At 35.8% G+C, this 19815-nt stretch carries 18 protein-coding genes and 2 pseudogenes; 9 read left to right on the plus strand and 11 right to left on the minus strand.

The features are described from left to right. Window positions 1–9: 9 nt before the first annotated feature. The 6 genes from UZ34_02235 to UZ34_02260 form a co-directional block, all read right to left on the minus strand. Window positions 10–1458 (minus strand): 30S ribosomal protein S1, encoded by a 1449-nt coding sequence (locus UZ34_02235; protein ID AKO65139.1) that lies wholly within the window; start codon window positions 1456–1458, stop codon window positions 10–12. 123 nt (window positions 1459–1581) lie between these two features. After that, a complete protein-coding gene (locus tag UZ34_02240; GenBank protein AKO64268.1) occupies window positions 1582–2220 on the minus strand; it encodes a cytidylate kinase in 639 nt (212 codons plus the stop codon). Continuing rightward, window positions 2217–3515, minus strand: a complete 1299-nt coding sequence (locus tag UZ34_02245) for a 3-phosphoshikimate 1-carboxyvinyltransferase (GenBank protein ID AKO64269.1) — start codon at window positions 3513–3515, stop codon at window positions 2217–2219. Before UZ34_02245 ends, UZ34_02240 begins: the two co-directional genes overlap by 4 nt. Then, window positions 3508–4353 carry a hypothetical protein gene (locus UZ34_02250; protein ID AKO64270.1) on the minus strand — a complete coding sequence of 282 codons (846 nt, stop codon included), beginning with the start codon at window positions 4351–4353 and terminating at the stop codon, window positions 3508–3510. The genes UZ34_02245 and UZ34_02250 overlap by 8 nt, the downstream gene beginning before the upstream one ends. Then, window positions 4346–5071, minus strand: a complete 726-nt coding sequence (locus UZ34_02255; GenBank protein ID AKO64271.1) for a hypothetical protein — start codon at window positions 5069–5071, stop codon at window positions 4346–4348. Before UZ34_02255 ends, UZ34_02250 begins: the two co-directional genes overlap by 8 nt. Continuing rightward, window positions 5068–5721 (minus strand): hypothetical protein, encoded by a 654-nt coding sequence (locus UZ34_02260; protein AKO64272.1) that lies wholly within the window; start codon window positions 5719–5721, stop codon window positions 5068–5070. Before UZ34_02260 ends, UZ34_02255 begins: the two co-directional genes overlap by 4 nt. A 135-nt stretch (window positions 5722–5856) precedes the next feature. Between UZ34_02260 and UZ34_02265 the strand changes: the two are divergent. Then, window positions 5857–6591, plus strand: a pseudogene (locus tag UZ34_02265) (hypothetical protein). A gap of 10 nt (window positions 6592–6601) precedes the next feature. After that, a complete protein-coding gene (locus UZ34_02270) occupies window positions 6602–7375 on the plus strand; it encodes a hypothetical protein (GenBank protein ID AKO64273.1) in 774 nt (257 codons plus the stop codon). Here UZ34_02270 and UZ34_02275 read toward each other — a convergent pair. After that, window positions 7360–8205, minus strand: coding sequence for a hypothetical protein (locus tag UZ34_02275; GenBank protein ID AKO64274.1), 846 nt, complete (start codon window positions 8203–8205; stop codon window positions 7360–7362). The genes UZ34_02270 and UZ34_02275 overlap by 16 nt on opposite strands. Window positions 8206–8313: 108 nt before the next feature. Here UZ34_02275 and UZ34_02280 point away from each other — a divergent pair, with 108 nt between their 5' ends. After that, a complete protein-coding gene (locus UZ34_02280) occupies window positions 8314–10383 on the plus strand; it encodes a hypothetical protein (protein AKO64275.1) in 2070 nt (689 codons plus the stop codon). A 171-nt stretch (window positions 10384–10554) separates the two neighbouring features. Here UZ34_02280 and UZ34_02285 read toward each other — a convergent pair. Both UZ34_02285 and UZ34_02290 read right to left on the minus strand, forming a co-directional pair. After that, window positions 10555–11247: pseudogene (locus UZ34_02285) on the minus strand (hypothetical protein). Continuing rightward, a complete protein-coding gene (locus tag UZ34_02290; protein ID AKO64276.1) occupies window positions 11240–11542 on the minus strand; it encodes a hypothetical protein in 303 nt (100 codons plus the stop codon). The pseudogene UZ34_02285 and the gene UZ34_02290 overlap by 8 nt, the downstream one beginning before the upstream one ends. Before the next feature lie 139 nt (window positions 11543–11681). On the opposite strand from UZ34_02290, the gene UZ34_02295 reads away from it, so the two are divergent. From UZ34_02295 to UZ34_02305, 3 genes are read left to right on the plus strand one after another with little or no spacing between them, the layout of a single operon-like run. Further along, window positions 11682–12878, plus strand: a complete 1197-nt coding sequence (locus UZ34_02295; GenBank protein AKO64277.1) for an ammonium transporter — start codon at window positions 11682–11684, stop codon at window positions 12876–12878. Between the two features lie 20 nt (window positions 12879–12898). Continuing rightward, entirely contained in the window at window positions 12899–13552 is a 654-nt protein-coding gene (locus UZ34_02300) for a hypothetical protein (GenBank protein ID AKO64278.1), read from the plus strand. Window positions 13553–13555: 3 nt separating this feature from the next. Next, the gene (locus UZ34_02305) at window positions 13556–14050 is read left to right on the plus strand and encodes a 2-C-methyl-D-erythritol 2,4-cyclodiphosphate synthase (GenBank protein ID AKO64279.1); all 495 of its coding nucleotides are present in this window, start codon (window positions 13556–13558) and stop codon (window positions 14048–14050) included. On the opposite strand, the gene UZ34_02310 is transcribed toward UZ34_02305, so the two are convergent. Both UZ34_02310 and UZ34_02315 read right to left on the minus strand, forming a co-directional pair. After that, window positions 14031–14558: a DNA mismatch repair protein MutS gene (locus UZ34_02310; protein ID AKO64280.1), complete on the minus strand. Its 528-nt coding sequence runs from the start codon at window positions 14556–14558 to the stop codon at window positions 14031–14033. The genes UZ34_02305 and UZ34_02310 overlap by 20 nt on opposite strands. Next, window positions 14551–15492, minus strand: a complete 942-nt coding sequence (locus UZ34_02315) for a thioredoxin reductase (GenBank protein ID AKO64281.1) — start codon at window positions 15490–15492, stop codon at window positions 14551–14553. The genes UZ34_02310 and UZ34_02315 overlap by 8 nt, the downstream gene beginning before the upstream one ends. A gap of 132 nt (window positions 15493–15624) precedes the next feature. Between UZ34_02315 and UZ34_02320 the strand changes: the two genes are divergently transcribed. The 3 genes from UZ34_02320 to UZ34_02330 are packed head-to-tail and all read left to right on the plus strand — an operon-like array spanning window position 15625 to window position 19814. Next, window positions 15625–17928, plus strand: a complete 2304-nt coding sequence (locus UZ34_02320) for a cell division protein FtsK (GenBank protein ID AKO64282.1) — start codon at window positions 15625–15627, stop codon at window positions 17926–17928. A gap of 17 nt (window positions 17929–17945) precedes the next feature. Beyond that, window positions 17946–18533, plus strand: coding sequence for a hypothetical protein (locus UZ34_02325; GenBank protein ID AKO64283.1), 588 nt, complete (start codon window positions 17946–17948; stop codon window positions 18531–18533). 3 nt (window positions 18534–18536) lie between these two features. Beyond that, on the plus strand, window positions 18537–19814 hold the full coding sequence (locus UZ34_02330) for a recombination factor protein RarA (protein ID AKO64284.1): 1278 nt from the start codon (window positions 18537–18539) through the stop codon (window positions 19812–19814). Window position 19815: the final 1 nt, after the last annotated feature.

Genomic DNA, 19815 nt, shown 5'->3' on the forward strand with positions numbered 1-19815 from the left:
CTAGGTTAGTTATTCCTTATCTGACGAATCACTCATTTTTGCTTTCAAAAGAGCACCAAGGTTGGTCGTTCCAGCATTTTCTGGTTCCTTGTCAGCAGTTGATTTAGCTTTTTTAGCATCTTTTTTGCTTGATGAACTATCGTCTTTAACATCTTCAATGTAGTCAGCTGAAAGTTGCTTAATTCCAAGAGATATTCTTTCTTTGTCAACATCAATAGCAAGTATCTTTGCTTCAACTTCATCACCTTTTTTATATTTTTTAACAGCATCTTCATTTGATTCAGTTGCAGATATATCTGAAAGATGGATAAGTCCATCAATACCTCCATCTAATCCAATAAATATACCAAAGTCTGTAATTGACTTAATTGAGCCTTTAATTGTTTCACCTTGTTTATGATCATTTTCAAAAGCTTGCCAAGGATTTTCTTTACATTGTTTAATACCAAGCGATAGTCTTCTTTTACCTTCATCAACTTCAAGGATCATTACTTCAACTTCATCGCCAAGATTTACAACTTTTGTAGGATGAATGTTTTTATTTGTCCAATCCATTTCAGAAACGTGAACTAGGCCTTCGATACCACTTTCAATTTCAACGAATGCACCATAATCTGTAAGATTTGAAACTTTGCCAAATATTCTAGTTGAAACAGGGTATCTTCTTTCTAAACCAACCCATGGGTCATCACCAAGTTGTTTTAAGCCAAGAGAAACTCTGTTTTTATCTTGATCATATTTTAAGACTTTGGATTCAATTTCATCACCCACATTTAAGACTTCAGATGGGTGTTTAATCCTTTTCCATGCAAGGTCAGTGATATGCAGTAATCCATCAATACCACCTAAATCAACAAATGCTCCATAATCGGTAATATTTTTAATAATTCCTTTAACTGTAGCGCCTTCAGAGAGTGATTCAATAATTGATTCACGATCTGCTCCCATTTGTTCTTCTAAGACCGCTTTTCTAGAAACCACAATATTATTTCTTTTCTTATCGATCTTAATAACTTTTAATTCAGTTTCTTTATTCTCATATGGCGATGTATCTTTTACCGGTCTTGAATCAACCAATGATCCTGGTAAGAATGCGGTAATTCCTTTTACTGATACTCTTAAGCCACCTTTTACTCTGGAGCTAACAAAACCTGATACCGTAGTCTTATCATTCATCGCATTCTCAAGGTCTTCCCAGGCTTGTATTTTTTTTGCTCTATCTCGAGAAAGAATTGTTGAACCATATCCATCTTCAAGTTTTTCGATAGCCACTTTTACAAAGTCACCAACTGCAACTTCAACTTCTCTTTTGTCGTTATAAAATTCATCAGCTTTAATAAAACTCTCTGACTTTAATCCTGCATTAACAATGACTACATCTGAGTCAATTGACACGACCTCAGCTGTAATAATCTCACCCTGACGCATTTCTTTGAGAGCAAGACTTTCTTCCAGCATTGCTGCAAAATTTTCGTTATTCTTTGTTTCTGTTGTTTTCGTTAAAGTTGTCATTAAAATATCCAATTCCCATCTAGCAATGGGGTTGTTAATCAAACTTCATAGTTTGGAGCTATGAAGAACTCAAATGTCACCAAGTATAAATTCAATGACTTGGCTAGGAGATAATTCAGTTGTATCAATAATCACTGCGTTAGCTGCAGGAACTAATGGTGATATAGTTCTATTGGTATCACGAAAATCTCGTTCTTGTATTTCATCTACAAGGTCGGCCATGATAACATCAAAACCTTTAGAAATCAACTGTTTATATCTACGACTAGCTCTTTCTTCAACAGTTGCTGTAAGAAAAAACTTATGTTTCGCTTCTGGGAATACAACAGTCCCCATATCTCTTCCCTCGGCGACTAATCCTGGTTTTTGTAAGAATGATCTTTGTAAATCTAGAATACTTTCTCTAACAGTCTTTTTAGCAGCAATTAATGAAGCCATTTTAGCAATAGACTCTGTTCTAATCGCATCAGTTACATCTCGATCGTTTAAATAAATTATGTCTTCCATAAATTGAATTTTTGCTTTTTGGATTCTTTCTTTTACTAATGCATCATTTTCAATTGGAGTATTATTTTCCTTCAGATGAAATCCTAGAATTCTATAAATGGCACCAGAATCTAAATAATTTAACTTTAATTCTTGTGATAATTGCTTTGCAATAGTTCCTTTACCTGATCCTGCAGGACCATCAATAGTTATTAGGTTCATGATAATAATTTCAAAAAATCATTAAAGTAATTAGGATAGGTTTTATTAACACACTCTGGATCTTGAATTTCAACAGATTTATTTGCTAAACAAGAAAGTGAAAAACACATTGCTATTCTATGATCGTCATAAGTATGCACGGAGACATTGTCTGAAATATTCGTGGGAGGAATTACTTTTAATGAATTGTCTGTAGATGTCACAGTTGCTCCAAATTTCCTTAGCTCATTTTCCATAGCTACAATTCGATCTGTTTCTTTTACCTTCCAGCTATTTATATTAAATAACTCCACTGGTGAGCTAGTAAACAATCCCATCGCAGCCAGTGTCATCGCCGCATCTGGTATCGCAATACAATCAAATTGACCTCCAACTAAAGAATTGGCTTTTCTCACATCGATTGAATCATTATTGTAAGTAATATCAGCACCCATTTTCTCTAGAACTTCCAGGAATTGAATATCACCCTGAATGGATTCTTTATTTAGACCTTCGACTCTAACGTTGCCACTTATTGCTGCAGCTGCAAAGAAATAGCTAGCAGAGGATGCATCGGGCTCAATGTCTATTAATCCACTATCTAATGAATACACCTTCGGATTGTCATTGCAATTGAATTCAAAACTCGAGTAATTGTGATTAATGTAATTGACATTAAATAGCTTGAGCAAATTTATTGTAATATCAATATAAGGTTTTGAAATCAGTTCTCCATCTATATTTAATTTAAAATCTTGCCCTATGAGAGGAACAGCCATCAGAAGACTGGTAAGGAATTGACTAGAGATATTTCCTTTAATGGATATGTCTGTTTTGCCATTAAATTTAAAATCAGAAACCTGAACGGGAGGGAATCCTATATTTTTTAGATATTTAATATCTGCACCAATGCTTGATAAGCTGTCAACTAAATCTTTAATGGGCCTTTCATGCATTCTTTCAACACCATCAAGGCGATAATTTCCACCCAAAATAGACAATAACGCACACAGCGGCCTAAATGCCGTACCGGCATTTCCAAGATAAAGATCAGCGGAATTGTTGAATTTTTTTGGATCCCCAAATATTGTAATCTTGTCTTTCGTGTCTGAACTTATTGAAACTCCCAAGTCTTCGAGAGCTTTAATCATATATTTTGAATCATCGGAGATCAGATGATTAGTCAATGAAATACTTTGACTACAAAGGCTGCTCAGAAGAAGCAGTCTATTGGTAATACTTTTTGATCCAGGTGGCTTTATCACTCCATCAATTTTTGATCTTGGAGATAATTTAAGAGACAGATTTTTATTCATTCCAGTTACTTCTTAAAGTGCTTGCATATTGAATATATTTTTCCAAATCTTCCTCATTGACAACGATTGATTCAAATTTCTCTATTTGTTGCTTAAATTCACTTAAATCTTTTAAACATGCTTCTTTATTATCAATAAATATATCCTTCCACATCTCTGGGGAGCTTGCAGCAATTCTTGTAAAGTCACGAAAGCCACTGGCTGCGAATCTTAACAACTCATCCTTATTATTTTTGCTATTTAACATGCTCATAAAGATCATTGCTAGAGCATGAGGAAGGTGGCTGACGGTTGAAAAAATTTCATCATGGCTCACAGCATCCATGATCAATGATGTGCCTTCCATTGAATTCCAAAAATTACTAATAAAATCGATATCCTTTTTAGTATTTTTTTCATGCGGTGTGATGATGATATTTTTATTTTTAAAGAGTCCAAGTTGAGCTGCTTCCGGACCATGTTTTTCTGATCCGGCGATAGGATGGGAGCCAATAAATTTTGCATAGTGGTCATCAAGGAAGAAACTTGCATCATTTATTACATTTTTTTTCGTACTTCCCACATCGGTAATTAATGTAGTGGGAGATAAAAATGGGTTTATTTTTTTAAATATTGTGCTGTATTGCTTAACAGGGGTCGCAATGATAATTAAATCGGCTTGATTTAAATCCTCAAAACTTTCTGAAATTTCATGCACTAGGCCTAATTGCTTTGCTTTTTTTAATGACTCACTGTTTCGACCAAAACCCACCACCTGTTTTGCTAAATTTTTTGAAATACATTCCTTCCCAATAGATCCACCAAGCAGCCCAAGACCAATAATACAAATTTTATTCATTAAAAATTTTCCACTGTTTATCTTCAAAAAGCTCAAACGGCTTAAACTTAGTTTTATAGTTCATTTTATCATTTTCCTTGATCCAATAACCTAAATAAAGATAGGGCAAGTTCTCCCTCTTACATTTCTCAATGAGCCAAAGAATAGAGTATGTTCCTAAACTATGCTTCAAGTAATTTTGATCGTAAAAAGTATAGACTGCAGAGATGCCATCATTGAGATAATCCACTATGCTCACCATGAGTAATTTGTCGTTATGATAAAACTTAATTTTTTTTGTGATGAAATTGCTGGTAAGAAGAAAGTTCTTATACTCCTCTCTTTGGTCCTCAAGGGAGGAGGATAGGTCATTGTGACGTATCTTTTGATACTTTGAATACAGGAGGAAGTCTTCTTCAAGAAAATCTAGATCTTCTTCAACCACGACTAGATTGTTTTTTTTATAACATCTATCCTGAGTTCTATTTCGTTTGAATCGATGAACGTCTAATCGAATAGATGTGCACGCCTCACAATTGTGACAGTGGGGCTTATAGACATGATTTCCACTTCTTCTAAACCCAATTGTAATGAGATTATCAAATTCATTTTGATTAACATTTTGGTAAGGTGAGGCAACGATGGATTGTGCTTTTTTTTCCGGTAGATACCCACAATTATAATTTGCAGTTAAATAAAATTGAATTTTTTTGAATTCTTTATTCTCTGGAATGCTCATGACATTATTATATCCATAAATTTATCTCGTGATATGAGCTCACCACCCCATTGAGAAATATGCTCGGATTCGACTTGGGCATCAATGATTTTAACCTCTTGTTCTTTCAGCCATTTGCATAAAAAATAAAAACAAACTTTAGATGCATTATTTTCAAGATGAAACATTGATTCACCAAAAAAAACGTTCTTGCTGAGCATTCCATATATTCCACCAACTAAGCTATCCTCCATGTTGTAAATCTCAAAAGAATGGGCATGTCCAATTTGGTGAAGCCTTGTATAGTTATCAATAATTCTTGCATCTATCCACGTCCCGGATTGTTTTCTCTGCACTTTTTTGCAAGCACGAATGACAGCTGGAAAATTTTTATTAATTTCAAATACAAATTTATTTTTTTTTATTTCCTTTAGTAATGATTTAGATGGTTTGTATTTATCAATAAATAATACCTGTCGAGGATTTGGTGACCACCACAGGATAGGCTCATTTTCATTAAACCAAGGAAAAATACCCAGTTTATAAGATGATTGAATAAGGTCGACATTTAATTCAGGTGATATACCAACCAGGCCATCGTCTGAAATATTGGCAAAATTAATATTATTAAAGTCAGATGCCTCTCTAATTATTAAAATTTTATTCTCCATGATGTTTATAATAAATGAATGAAATTATTTAAAGTATCTTTCAAACTCTTATTTGTACTTATTTGGTTTGTCAGCATTCAAGTTTTTGCAAAAACAACACTTTACGAAGTGACTGATCATGAAGGAAAAATACACTTTGTTTTTGGCACCTTTCATTCTGATGACAGCAGGGTAACCTCATTCAATGAGAATTTATTATTGTCTATCAAAAACTCTAGCCTGTTTTTGATGGAAACCGATGAGCTTACCGATCCAAAGCATATTCAAGCTAACATTAACTTTATTGATCAACTCAATGAGGATGAGCTTGATAGCTTAAAACAGTTATCTGATTATCACGTGATGTTTTTTGATCGAATTACTAAAATGAAACCATGGTTACTGGCATTTATATTAGACTCTCCAAGACCTGCAACACCATTCAATCAGGACAATTTATTAAAACGATATGCTGAAGACATAGGAATCCTCACCCGAGGCCTGATGTCAACCAGTGATCATTTTTCTTCATTGGATTTCTTGACCGATGAAGAACAAATTTTGTTATTAAAGAATTCGTTAATGACCCCAATGGAAATCAAAGAAAAAAATTATGAAAAGTTGATCCAGGTATACATCGATGGTGATTTAGATCTTATTATGAATACGAATGAGTCTATGACATCCGAAATCATGAGTGAGGATTTATGGAATAAAATTAAACAAAAAATCTTAATTGATAGAAATCATATCTTTAATCAAAAAATATATGAAGCAATGAAACAAGATAATATATTTGTAGCAATTGGAGCATCTCATTTAAGTGGCCACACTGGTGTTTTGAGCTTTCTGAAAGACAAGGGTTTTGAGATAAAAAATATTAATTACTAATATTGAGAATATGCAATTTATAACTTCCAAAAATAATTCACGCCTAAAGGAGCTTAGAAAGGTTCAGCAGAATAAATCATATCGGCAGGAAAATAATCTAACAATTATTGAAGGCCCACACCTACTGGAAGCCTATCTAAATGAAAAAAATGATTTTTTAGCATTATTTTGTTCCGAATCATTTAATAAAAATTATCCGGAATATTTCAAAAAGGTATGGGAGGAGAGAATTTATATCCTGCCGGATAATTTTTTTAATGATATATCAGAATTAAAGACACCCATGGGCATTCTTGCATTAATTGAGATTCCTCAAAATGACTCATACCCAAATCACTTTCATGATGGCATGTATCTTTTTTTGGATAAAGTGCAGGATCCAGGAAACCTTGGAACCATATTAAGAACCTCGCAAGCCTTGGGACATAAAGGAATTTTTTTATCAGAACAATGTTCTGACCCCTGGTCACCAAAAACGTTAAGATCGAGCCAAGGGTTTCAGTTTCAGCTATCGATATACCAAAATGTTGATATCAGTAATCTAATTTCGCATGGATTTTCTTTTGTTGTTGCAGATCTGAATGGACAAAATGTTTTTGATTACAACTTTGCCCATAAGACAATACTTATTTTAGGGAGCGAAGGGCAAGGAATTACAACTGACCTTAAAAATATCACATATGACGAGATATCATTACCGATGATGAACAACGTGGAGTCGCTAAATGTGGCAGTATCGGCAGCTATAATTGGCTACCAATTTTTAAATCAATTTAATCGCTGAGTTTTATTAAAAATAATATCAATCTCTTCTTTGGTAACGGTATATTTTTTTTGACAATATTCGCAGACCATTTCGATACAATTATTTTGTATTGATGAGTAGATCTCATTCTCTTTGATTAAACTTATCGTTTTGTAGATCTTCTCCTGATTGCATGAGCATTGATGCTCAACTGGGTGTTCTTCAAATATTTGAACATCATTTTGGCTAAAAATATTTTTTAAAAATTGTTCAGGTCCGTCAGATAAAGTATCCGACTTAATAAGATCAATATCATTCCAAAGGGGCTCTGTTAATAATTTTTTCTCTTCATTTTCATGCGGAAGTTCTTGAAATAACACACCAAAACTTTCTGTGTTTGTTTGGTGAAAAAATACCTTACTCTTAATCTGCATGGATTGGGTGAGGTAATGCTCAATCATGGCTTTGATCTCACCTGACCCCACTTCAATAATTCCCTGATAAGGCGTTTTTTGATCTTTATGAATAATAGTTAGAGCCACAATTGCATCCTGAATCAAATCCTGAAAAGATTTTTTAGTATTTTCTGTAAGTTTGATGGTACCGCGGATTTTAAAATCATTATCGGACTCTGCGATGATTAGTTTTAAGGATTTTTTCCCCTGTATTTGTAAAATTAGACCGCCTTCAAATTTTAGCGTTGCGGCCAGCATCGGACATACCGTGACGATTTCATTAAATGAGGAAGTTATTTGTTCTGGTATTGCTAAAGATTTTTTTAACTGGGCTAGGCTATTTTTTATACGAATAATATTGCCCCGAATAGAGGAGTTATTGATGACAAATCTGGTTATAACGTCTGTTTTCATCGTCAGATTATACCAAGATAAATAATTAAATATTTTACTTGTAATGAGAATCATTCTCATTTAGAATGAGAATCATTCTCATTTAGGATTATATTAGGATTTATATATATGAACAAAGTATCACCCATTAAGGTTTTAATAATGTCAATATTTTCCACATCAACCTTGTTTGCCGGCGACCTTGGTCTGCAAGGTATTGATGTCACAGCACCAGCAAGCACATATTCAAACTCATATTCAGGGTCAGCCACCAAGACTAACACAAGATTAATTGACCTGCCTCAGTCAGTCAACGTGATTAATCAAGAACAATTAAAAGATCAGCAAGCCACCAGCCTGGGCCAATCGATTACCTATGCGCCAGGAATTGATCTTGATCAAGGTGAGGGTAACCGTGATGCCTTTATAATCAGGGGAAATAAAACCACAGCAGATATATTTCTTGACGGTGTTAAGGACGATGCAGAGTACTACAGAGATCTTTACAACATAGAGCGAGTTGATGTGCTGATGGGCGCTAATGGCATACTGTTTGGCAAGGGTGGAAGTGGAGGTATTGTCAACCGAGTCAGTAAGCAGGCATCATTTATTGATTTTAATAGTTATTCCTTACAGCTCGGAAGCTTTGATTCCAGGCGTGCAACACTAGACATTAATAGAAAGATAACGGATCGTTTTGCAGTTAGACTCAATGTTTTAGCAGATAAGGGTGACTCTTTCATCAAGGGAGTCAATTATGAGAAGCAAGGCATTAACCCTGTATTTACATATTTGCTCGATGATAAAACAACCGTAAAATTTGGTAGGGAATATTTTCATGATCAGAGGGTTGGTTACAGGGGTATCCCATCACAGAATAAGCGACCTTACAATGGAAATCGTGGCACATATTATGGCGCAGCTAGCGCAAGCCCCAACGAGGTCAGTGTGAACTCAACATTCTTTAATATTGAACACAATTTTTCTGACAATGTGAATATTAAGAATACGACCCGATACACCGATTACGACAAATATTATCAAAATGTGTACGCTGGAAGTTCAGTAAGCTCATCTGATATGCTGACTTTAAAGGGATATTACGACAACACACAAAGACAAAATTTTTTCAATCAGACTGACGTGACTTGGAACTTTGAGATAGGTGGTCTTGAGCACACGCTTTTAACCGGATTAGAGGTTGGTAGCCAAGATAACAGAAGATATCGACTTACCGCTGCCAATCAAACTGTTTCTATTCACAACCCAGTGAGTTCTGGTTGGAATTTTAATACCTATGCTCGTGATAAAAAAACAGACATTCGTTATACATCTGTCTACTTTCAAGATCAAATCAAAATTAATAACCAACACCAGTTTGTTCTGGGCTTAAGAAAAGATCATTACGAGACGGACTTTAACAACGTCAAGGATTCGACTAAATTTAATATCAAGGACAACATGTTGTCCAGCCGTATCGGTTATATTTTCAAGCCCACCGAGAATATTTCTTATTATGTTTCATACAGTAATGCATACCAGCCAAGAAATGGCGACCAGTTAGACGGCATCAGTAACGATAATGTCAATCAGGATCCTGAAAAATTTGTGAATTATGAGGTGGGGACAAAGATTCAATTTAATGAACAATTATTTGGTACTTTTGCTCTTTATCAATTAGAGCGTGAGAGGATGCAAATCACAGATCCTGATGACGTGACCAAAAAAATAATTGTGGATGGTCAAAGATCAAGAGGGTTAGAGTTTACGCTGAATGGAAATTTAACCGATCGATATTCTGTTCTGGCAGGCTATAACTATGTTAACGCGGAAATCACGAAAGATCAGGGTGTCGGTTCAAGTGCTATCTCGAAGGGGACGCGTCTCGGTAATGTGGCCAGTCATAATTTTTCGATATGGAATAAGTATGAATTTAATTCCACCTGGTCTGCTGCAATCGGCATGATCGGTCGGGGTGAGATGTATGCGGCCACTCCAACCAGCTCCACCAGCGTCACAATTCCTGGATGGGTCAGGATGGATGCTGCAGCTTATGCCAGAATCGATGAAAAAACCATAGTACAATTTAATATCGAGAATTTGCTAGACAAGACCTATTACTCATCTGCCCATAATGTGAATAACATCATGGTGGGGATGCCGTTAAATGCTAAAATAACTTGGATCAGAGACTTTTAATTAAACGTTGATCTTGGTGGTCTTAGGAATGGCTCTAATATCCCAGCTCTCAATCGCATGCTCTAGAATTGATTTGTAACTATTAATATTAGGTGCGATTTTTTGGTTCAGTATTTTTAATAACCTTACTAAAATTGCAGTACGGTTATCAGGGTGGATCTCTTCATCCTGATCACTTTTGCTAATTTTTCTTTCACCATCATATAGCACGGGATGATGGAGATAGGATAACTTAGGAAATGAAAACAGTTCCTGAAGGTAACGTTGTTGAAATGTTTGAAATACAAGATCCGAACCTCTCACAATGGTATTTGCTCCCTGCAAATAGTCATCAATGACGCAACAAAATACATAGGCAAATTGGTTTTTCCCTCTAACTATAAAGTCACTCACATGAGTTTTATCCAATTCAATTAAACCTAGGTTTAGGTCATTAAATGAAAAATTAATTTTTTTCATTTGCATCCTCAACGCACCATGGTTCAGATTTTTATTTAAACAGCGCCCATCATAAATTGCACCAATATTGTGTTGAGGTAATGTGCTAATAATTTTCCTGGTACATTCACAAAAATAAGTTTTTTGTTTTGGAATAAGATCTAGATATTTTACATAGTCATTCAGATGATCGGTCTGATAATAGATCTCATCAGGGTCTAAAAGAAAATCTTTTAAAATTTTAATTATGTTTTCTGAGTAAATTTTTTTTGACCGCTCAGAATCAATGTCGTCGATTCTTAGTTTCCATAGCCCATTGTTATGTTTTGCATCAATGTAACTAGTTATCGCACTCAATATAGAGCCAATGTGCATCTTACCTGAAGGGCTGGGAGCAAATCGACCAATGTAGAGATTATCACTCACGGTAAGGCTCAATATACCAATCAGTCATATCTGAACCGATCATGACTAAATTACAGGCAAGCTTTCTTTCATTAAAAGGGGAGGCATAAAAATGATATTTTCTTTGAATATTAAAAGGATACTTACTGCCTTGAACGATGGATATCTTTCCGCAATATATTGAATCATCCAAGAACTGAAGGTTAAAGTCAGACACAAGTTTTTTGGCATATTTTTTTGCTTTTTCTTGCTTGGCTAAACTGTCAACAAAAAATATCAGACCTGAAATTAATAAAATGAAAAATAATGTATTCAAAATTGCACCAAAATATTACAAAAATGTAATTTAAATGTTTTAATATTGTGCATCTTAAGAGTATTAAGATAGTTTAGTTTTTATTTTATCTTATCAAGAGGTATTGTTTATCCTTTATTAACTTTTGCAGGTACAGGCAATGGAGAATTTAGTCGATCAAAGTAATGTGTTATTTGTGCTTTTGGGCGCGATAATGGTGTTGGCGATGCATGCGGGATTTGCTTTTTTAGAGGTTGGTACGGTGAGAGAAAAAAATCAGGTGAATGCTCTCGCTAAAATTATCGCTGACTTTGCGATATCAACGATCGCCTATTTTTTTATTGGCTATTCTTTAGCGTATGGATTGAATTTCTTTGACTCTGCTACCGCTATCTCAGAAAAAAGCGCCTATGAATTAGTTAAATTTTTCTTTTTGCTTACTTTTGCTGCCGCTATTCCTGCGATTATTTCTGGGGGCATTGCTGAGAGAGCTTGTTTTAAACCCCAGCTAATTGCTTCTTTCGTTATTGTTGGTTTTATTTACCCCACATTTGAGGGAATCGTTTGGAACGGTAACTTCTCTATTCAATCTATGTTCGAAGCAGTTTTTGGCTATGAATTTCATGACTTCGCAGGTTCTATTGTCGTTCATGGCTTTGGGGGTTGGTTAGCACTGGCTGCAGTTTTGATCCTGGGTTCCAGATACGGAAGATATAAAAAAGATGGCTCTTTAGTGGCTTTTCCCCCATCCAGCATACCTTTTCTAGCGCTCGGTTCATGGATTCTTACCGTGGGATGGTTTGGATTTAATGTCATGTCCGCGCAAGAATTAGAAGGCATATCAGGATTGGTTGCAGTTAATTCGCTGATGGCTATGGCGGGCGGTACTTTGGCAGCGCTGTTGGTAGGAAAAAATGACCCTGGTTTTTTATATAACGGACCTTTGGCTGGCCTTGTTGCTGTCTGTGCAGGTTCTGATTTATTCCACCCAATTGGTGCGCTGATAACGGGCGGTATTGCAGGTGCATTGTTTGTTGTGACTTTTAACATGACACAAAATAAGTGGAAGATTGATGATGTGCTTGGTGTTTGGCCTTTACATGGCTTATGTGGCCTATGGGGTGGTGTAGCTGCCGGTATCTTTGGACTTGAGATGTTAGGTGGGCTTGGTGGCGTTTCATTTATGGCTCAATTAGTAGGCTCTCTAATCGGCGTCGGCTTCGCTTTTGTTTTTGGATACATTGTTTACAAAGTAATTAACTCGGTTAGTAATATAAGACTTGATCAAGAGTCTGAGTACAATGGGGCTGATATATCTATTCATAAAATCACCGCTTCCCCGGATATCGATCGCTAATCTCATGCTAGAATTTGGTGATGAAGATCTTCACCATAATTCCTGCATCAGGCTTAGGTCAACGTTTTGGCTCCTCGGTCCCAAAGCAGCTACTGCATATCGACGATGAAGTGATTCTGGAAAAAACCCACCGTATTTTTGATATCGAAGTTATTCACAAAATTTACATTGCTGTCAATCGAGTTGTTTTAGATTTGTTGCTTCCATTAAAAAAAAATTTCTGCTCCAAGTCTGAGTTTATTTTGTGTGGCGGGGATAATCGATCAGATACAGTAAAAAATGCTCTGAAGATGATTGCCAATGAGGTAGGCGAGGAGGACTGGGTTATCGTGCATGATGCCGTAAGACCATATCTAACAAGTTCTCAATTAACTAATTATATAGACCAAACATTAAAAACAGATCATGGATCAATTATGGCTATACCATGTGTGGATACCGTTAAGGAAGTAAATGGGTCTATGCAAATTACCTCTACAATTGATCGAAATAAAATATGGTTAGCTCACACCCCACAGATGTTTCCATACAACATCCTACTTAAAGCGTTAGAGAATTTTCCAGGAAATCCAACTGATGAATCTCAAGCTTTAGAATATGCAGGATTTAAGCCGGTTGTGATTAAAGGCTCAGCTGATAATAAAAAAATCACCTTTCCGGAAGATTTTGCTTAGATTATGAGTAAATTTAAAATTGGACATGGCTTTGATATTCACCCCCTGGTTGAGGGACGCCCTTGTATTATTGGGGGGGTTCATATTCCCTTTGATAAGGGTTTACAGGGCCACTCTGATGCAGATGTCCTTCTCCATGCAATATGCGACGCACTTATCGGAGCTATGGGTCTAGGTGATATAGGACAACTATTTCCTGACAACGATCAAAAGTATAAAGACATTAACTCAAGAGTGTTGTTACAAGAGGTTTATCAAAAGATGGAGGAATTGAAATATACAGTGTCAAACATCGATGCAACTATCATATGTGAAGCTCCAAAGATTTTGAATTTTTCTAATCAGATGAAAGTAAATATTTCTACTGATTTGATGTGCTCTGTTAATGATATAAATATTAAAGCAAAGACAATGGAAAAATTGGGTGCAATTGGAAGAGGAGAGGGTATTGCAGTTGAAGTTGTTTGTCTTATTAAAATTACTTCTCAAGCAAGGTGATTAATGCACCACCACCACCGTCATGGTTAGGCGCTTGAACAAAGCATATTACCTCTTGTTTTTGGATTAACCACTTCTTCACTTTATTTTTTAATACCGGCTCTTTATTTTTTGAGTTGTATCCTTTTCCATGAATTATCCTGATGCAACGAATGCCTCTTTGTTTGCAGTATGAAATAAATTCCACAAGAGCTGCTTTAGCTTCATCTGATGTGAGTCCATGCAGGTCAATTGACTCCTCAACAATCCAATTTCCATTTCTCAATTTTTTTACAATGTCAGGTGAGTGATTTTTTTTGATGTAGAACAATTCATCCCTTGCTAAAAAATAATCAATGGATTCAAAATTATCACTGATTGAATCAGTTAGTACTTTTTTCTCATCCTCTAAAAATTTTTTAGCAACAGGTTTTGGTTTTGGGATCTGGCTATAAGTGTCAACCGTATCTTTTCTTTTTATAGGCTTTACTTCACCTATTTCTTTCTTGAAAAGATCATTGTCACTCATTGTTGCTTAAATACCTTTCAGCATCTAGAGCAGCCATACAGCCTGTTCCAGCTGAGGTAATTGCCTGTCTGTAAATATGGTCTTGGACATCCCCAGCAGCAAAAATACCTGGTATTGATGTGGCGGTAAAATTACCATTTCTTCCATTATTGGTAATGATGTAACCATTTTCCATTTCTAACTGACCTTCAAAGATATCAGTATTAGGCTTATGCCCGATGGCTATAAATACTCCTGATACTCTAATTTCTTCGATACTTCCATTAACAGTATCTGCAAGTTTTAATCCCGTTACCCCAGATTCATCACCTAAAACCTCATCAAGTACTTTAAAAGTTTTTAGAGAAATTTTTCCTTCTTCTACTCTCTTATGAATTTTTTCCATCTCAATCGCTTCAGCTCGAAATTGATCACGTCGATGAATAAGCGTGACATGATTTGCAATGTTAGATAAATAAAGGGCTTCTTCAATTGCTGTGTTTCCTCCTCCAACAACAGCAACATCCTGGTTTTTGTAGAAAAAACCATCACAGGTTGCACAGGCTGACACTCCCTTGCCCATAAACTTTGTTTCTGAATCAAGCCCTAAGTACTTAGCAGATGCACCTGTACTGATGATGACTGAATCTGCTGTGTATGTGCCATTATCACCTGTTAACGTGAACGGTTTATTCTTGAAATCAACCGCACTGATTTGATCAAATATAATTTCACTATTAAATCTTTTTGCATGCTCTTCAAATCGTGTCATGAGATCTGGCCCTAACACTCCATTGGAGTCTGCAGGCCAATTATCAACATCTGTTGTTGTCATAAGTTGTCCACCCTGTTGTATCCCAGTAATAAGGACTGGTTTCAAATTTGCTCGAGCGGCATAAATTGCTGATGTATAACCTGCTGGACCTGAACCTAAAATAATTAACTTTGCATGCATAATGGAACCTATATTTAATATCAGTAAGCATTTTAATTGACTAAATTTTTCAGAGCAAATATTTATCAGAATGGTTCCGAAAATTACGTACTAGCTGATATAATTTTTTAAACAAACCCCAGAATAATTAAATTGTTTTTAAATAAAAAAAATAAAAAAAAGTCTAATGATTTATTAAATCAAGCCTTGCTTGAAAAAAAAACGATTGATCGCGCACTAAGAGAAATTGTTTTTTTACTTCTCTTATTTAGTGGAATTTATTTAATTATTGCTTTAGCTACATACAATCCATTAGATCCATCTTGGTCACACACAACACAATCTCAAGACCAAATTTTTAATCTTGGCGGTGCTTTTGGCGCATACTTATCTGACATATTGATTTATCTCTTTGGTTTATCATCGTGGTGGTTTGTTTTCTTGCTTTTTTATTCAATAAATTTAATTTACAAGAGGATTGAAAATACCGAAAATTCTAGAAGAGTATTGTGGATTAACTATCTTGGGTTTGCTATTTTTCTCTTATCATCCTCAGCTCTAGAGGCTGGGCATGTAATCAACCTTCAAGCATCCTATGCTTCTTTGCAGGGGGGGTTGGCTGGTTCATCTATAGATTCATTGTTTAGAGGAATTATCGGTTACATAGGATCACTTCTACTATTAGTGATTAGTCTTGCATCGGGATTAAGTCTTTTTACTGGTTGGTCATGGTTAACTATAAGTGAAAAAATTGGCGAGATATGCTTGCAATTGATAAATAAAATTTCTATTAAGGTGAATGATTTTTTTGACAGAAGAGCCGGTAAAAAATTTGAGCAACAAAGAATTGAGTATGTTGAAAATGAAAGAAAAAAACTTGAGGATCGCAAGCCTGTTGAAATTTTAATACCTAGGAATGATATTAAAGAAAGCACCAGGGTTAAAAAAGAAAAACAAACTACTCTGTTTGATGAATTAAGCTCAGATGGGGATTTACCTCCTTTACATCTACTTGATCAACCACCTAAAAAAGTCGATCAGCAGTCACCTGAAACAATAGAATTCATTTCACGTTTAATTGAAAAGAAATTATTAGATTTTGGAATCGAGGCAAAAGTTATTTCAGCGCAACCAGGCCCTGTAATTACTCGCTATGAGATTGAACCTTCTGCGGGAGTGAAAGGTAGTCAGGTGACAAACCTCTCAAAAGATCTAGCTAGGTCATTATCTGTAACTAGTGTGAGGGTGGTTGAAACCATTCCTGGAAAAACATATATGGGCCTTGAGATTCCTAACAATAAAAGACAGATTGTTTATCTTTCAGAAATTATGAGTTCGAAAACGTTTGCAGACACTGCATCGCTGACGACCATAGCGTTGGGGAAAGATATTTCAGGAAAGCCGGTGGTTGCTGATCTTGGCAAAATGCCACACGTTTTAATAGCCGGTACAACAGGATCTGGTAAGTCGGTTGCCATTAATGCTTTAATACTGAGCTTTTTGTATAAAGCCAAAGCAAATGAAGTCAAATTAATCATGATTGATCCAAAAATGTTGGAGCTGTCAGTTTATCAGGACATACCTCATCTCCTCACTCCTGTAGTAACAGATATGAGAGAAGCCGGTCATGCACTTAACTGGTCGGTCAAAGAAATGGATAGACGATATAGGTTAATGGCAGAATTTGGTGTAAGAAATATTTCAGGGTTTAACGAAAAGTTAAAAAAGGCTTCAGATTCCGGGTCCCCACTGACCAATCCTTTTTCCACCGATCCTGAAAATCCTGAAGTCCTTGAATCCATGCCACTGATAGTGATTGTGATCGACGAACTTGCAGATTTAATGATGGTTGTCGGTAAAAAAGCGGAAGAGTTAATTGCCAGAATTGCACAAAAAGCGAGGGCTGCCGGTATTCACTTAGTGTTGGCTACCCAAAGACCTTCTGTTGACGTAATTACTGGATTAATCAAAGCTAACGTTCCTGTAAGAGTTGCATTTCAAGTATCGAGCCGTGTGGATTCAAGAACGATTTTGGATCAAATGGGAGCAGAAAATCTTTTAGGGCAGGGAGATATGCTTTATCTTCCGGCTGGATCAGGATACCCCTCAAGAGTTCATGGAGCATTTGTTTCGGATCAAGAGGTTCACAAAGTGGTAAGTTTTCTCAAACAACAAGGCAAGCCAAACTACGTGGAGGAGGTAATTAACTCACAAGAGTCCGCGGAATTTACTTCAGGCTCCTCAGGCGATGTAAATGGAGAAAAAGATCCGTTATACGATCAAGCAGTTCAATTGGTTATTGAATCTAAAAAACCTTCAATATCATACGTGCAAAGAAATTTACGTATCGGCTATAATCGCGCGGCACGAATAATCGAAGACATGGAAAAAGCCGGACTTGTTTCACCTATGCAAAGTAATGGAAACCGAGAGGTTATCCAGCCAAATCAAGAGTGATAAAATCCATTACATGCATGCTTCTTTTTTATTTAAATATCAATTTACTATTGGCTGCCCCTGCTGATGAGTTATCAAACCTCCTCAATAAAACAATAGCTTTTTCCGGACAATTTAGCCAAACGGTGTATGACAACAAATCCCAATTAATTGAAGAGGCTAATGGTGAGGTTGTTTTCAAAAAACCTCACTTTTTCAAGTGGATATACCAAGCACCCCATCAAAATCAAATTATTGGTGACGGAGAGACAGTCTATATTTATGACCCAGACTTATCTCAAGTGATTATGTCTAAGTTCAGTCAATCTAAAAATAACAACCCTGCAAATATTTTCTTTCTAAATAACATTGAGGAGTCTTTTAAGGTTACAAAAATTCTTATTGATGATGAGGTCTGGTATCGTTGCGAGTCAAAATCAAAGGAAATCGATTATCAATCCATAGAAATTTCATTCAATGAAGATAAGATCCACGGCATGAGAGTCGTTGATGGTCTTCAGAATAAGATCATTATAAATTTTGTTAATATCATACAAAATCCCAACATTGATGAGGCATCATTCCTTTTCAATGTTCCAGACAACGTTGAGGTAATTAAGAATTAAAATATGAACACCTTATCGCAACCATTAGCTGAAATTTTAAGACCAAAAACCATTGATGATGTTATTGGTCAAGATCACCTCTTAGGGGATGATTGCCCAATACGAAATGCTGTGATGTCTAATAAACTTCCTTCAATTATTTTATGGGGACCCCCTGGAGTGGGAAAGACATCTATTGCATATGCAATAGCTAATTCAGTTAATTACGAATTCATTTCTCTGTCCGCAGTTTTATCAGGCGTAAAAGATATTCGCGAGGCAGTTGATAAAGCCAATTTTAGTAAAGAGCAGAATCAAAAAAAAACAATGCTCTTTATTGATGAGGTCCATCGATTTAATAAAAGCCAACAAGATGCTTTTTTGCCTCATGTTGAAAATGGACTTTTTACATTTATTGGGGCAACAACAGAAAACCCATCATTTGAAGTTAATTCCGCCCTATTGAGTCGTTGCCAGGTGTATATCCTTAATTCACTATCTAATGAGGCATTAAAAACAATATTAAATAAAGCCTTATCCATTCAAGAAAATATTAAGCTTGATGAGCCTTCTGCAGAGTTTATTATTGAATACGCGAATGGGGATGGAAGAAGACTGCTGAATCTCGTTGAGGTTATTTATTTTTACTCCAAAGATAAACCGATAGAGGTTGATATTGATTTAATAAAAAAAATTGCATCATCTTCTTATAGACGTTTTGATAAGGGCGGAGAACAATTTTATGATCAAATATCAGCGCTGCATAAATCAGTGCGGGGATCAGACCCTGATGCTTCAATCTATTGGCTTCAAAGAATGCTAGATGGTGGAGCTGATCCGCTATATCTTGCCAGAAGAATAATAAGAATAGCTATTGAGGATATTGGCTTGGCAGACCCTAGAGCCCAAACCATTGCGCTTGAAGCCTATCAAATATTTGAGAGACTGGGCACACCAGAGGGAGAGCTGGCCCTTACCAATGCAGTTTTATATTTAGCAGCTGCTCCTAAAAGCAATGCTGCCTATCAGGCATATAATATGTCTAAGGCATACGTCAGTGATCATAATAATTACGATGTTCCGATTCACCTCAGAAATGCGCCAACAAAATTAATGAAGGATATTGGTTATGGCAAGGAATATCGTTATGCTCACAATGAGCCACACGCATATGCGGCGGGAGAAAAATATTTCCCTGATGAGCTAGATCCGATACAATTCTACTCTCCAACTAACCGTGGGTTGGAAATTAAAATTAATGAGAAATTAAATTTTCTAAAAGATTTAGATAAAAAAAAATAAT

The organism is Methylophilales bacterium MBRSF5 (assembly GCA_001044335.1).
In the GTDB taxonomy this organism is placed as follows: Bacteria; Pseudomonadota; Gammaproteobacteria; order Burkholderiales; family Methylophilaceae; genus BACL14.

What these genes read in the sequence shown, in the direction of transcription:
- UZ34_02235 (AKO65139.1), bottom strand. Translation starts at nt 1,458, where the DNA reads ATGCTGGAAGAAAGTCTTGCTCTCAAAGAAATGCGTCAGGGTGAGATT.
- UZ34_02300 (AKO64278.1), top strand. Translation starts at nt 12,899, where the DNA reads ATGAAGATCTTCACCATAATTCCTGCATCAGGCTTAGGTCAACGTTTT.
- UZ34_02310 (AKO64280.1), bottom strand. Translation starts at nt 14,558, where the DNA reads ATGAGTGACAATGATCTTTTCAAGAAAGAAATAGGTGAAGTAAAGCCT.
- UZ34_02330 (AKO64284.1), top strand. Translation starts at nt 18,537, where the DNA reads ATGAACACCTTATCGCAACCATTAGCTGAAATTTTAAGACCAAAAACC.
- UZ34_02250 (AKO64270.1), bottom strand. Translation starts at nt 4,353, where the DNA reads ATGAATAAAATTTGTATTATTGGTCTTGGGCTGCTTGGTGGATCTATT.
- UZ34_02240 (AKO64268.1), bottom strand. Translation starts at nt 2,220, where the DNA reads ATGAACCTAATAACTATTGATGGTCCTGCAGGATCAGGTAAAGGAACT.
- UZ34_02315 (AKO64281.1), bottom strand. Translation starts at nt 15,492, where the DNA reads ATGCATGCAAAGTTAATTATTTTAGGTTCAGGTCCAGCAGGTTATACA.
- UZ34_02270 (AKO64273.1), top strand. Translation starts at nt 6,602, where the DNA reads ATGCAATTTATAACTTCCAAAAATAATTCACGCCTAAAGGAGCTTAGA.
- UZ34_02305 (AKO64279.1), top strand. Translation starts at nt 13,556, where the DNA reads ATGAGTAAATTTAAAATTGGACATGGCTTTGATATTCACCCCCTGGTT.
- UZ34_02325 (AKO64283.1), top strand. Translation starts at nt 17,946, where the DNA reads ATGCTTCTTTTTTATTTAAATATCAATTTACTATTGGCTGCCCCTGCT.
- UZ34_02295 (AKO64277.1), top strand. Translation starts at nt 11,682, where the DNA reads ATGGAGAATTTAGTCGATCAAAGTAATGTGTTATTTGTGCTTTTGGGC.
- UZ34_02260 (AKO64272.1), bottom strand. Translation starts at nt 5,721, where the DNA reads ATGGAGAATAAAATTTTAATAATTAGAGAGGCATCTGACTTTAATAAT.
- UZ34_02275 (AKO64274.1), bottom strand. Translation starts at nt 8,205, where the DNA reads ATGAAAACAGACGTTATAACCAGATTTGTCATCAATAACTCCTCTATT.
- UZ34_02245 (AKO64269.1), bottom strand. Translation starts at nt 3,515, where the DNA reads ATGAATAAAAATCTGTCTCTTAAATTATCTCCAAGATCAAAAATTGAT.
- UZ34_02280 (AKO64275.1), top strand. Translation starts at nt 8,314, where the DNA reads ATGAACAAAGTATCACCCATTAAGGTTTTAATAATGTCAATATTTTCC.
- UZ34_02255 (AKO64271.1), bottom strand. Translation starts at nt 5,071, where the DNA reads ATGAGCATTCCAGAGAATAAAGAATTCAAAAAAATTCAATTTTATTTA.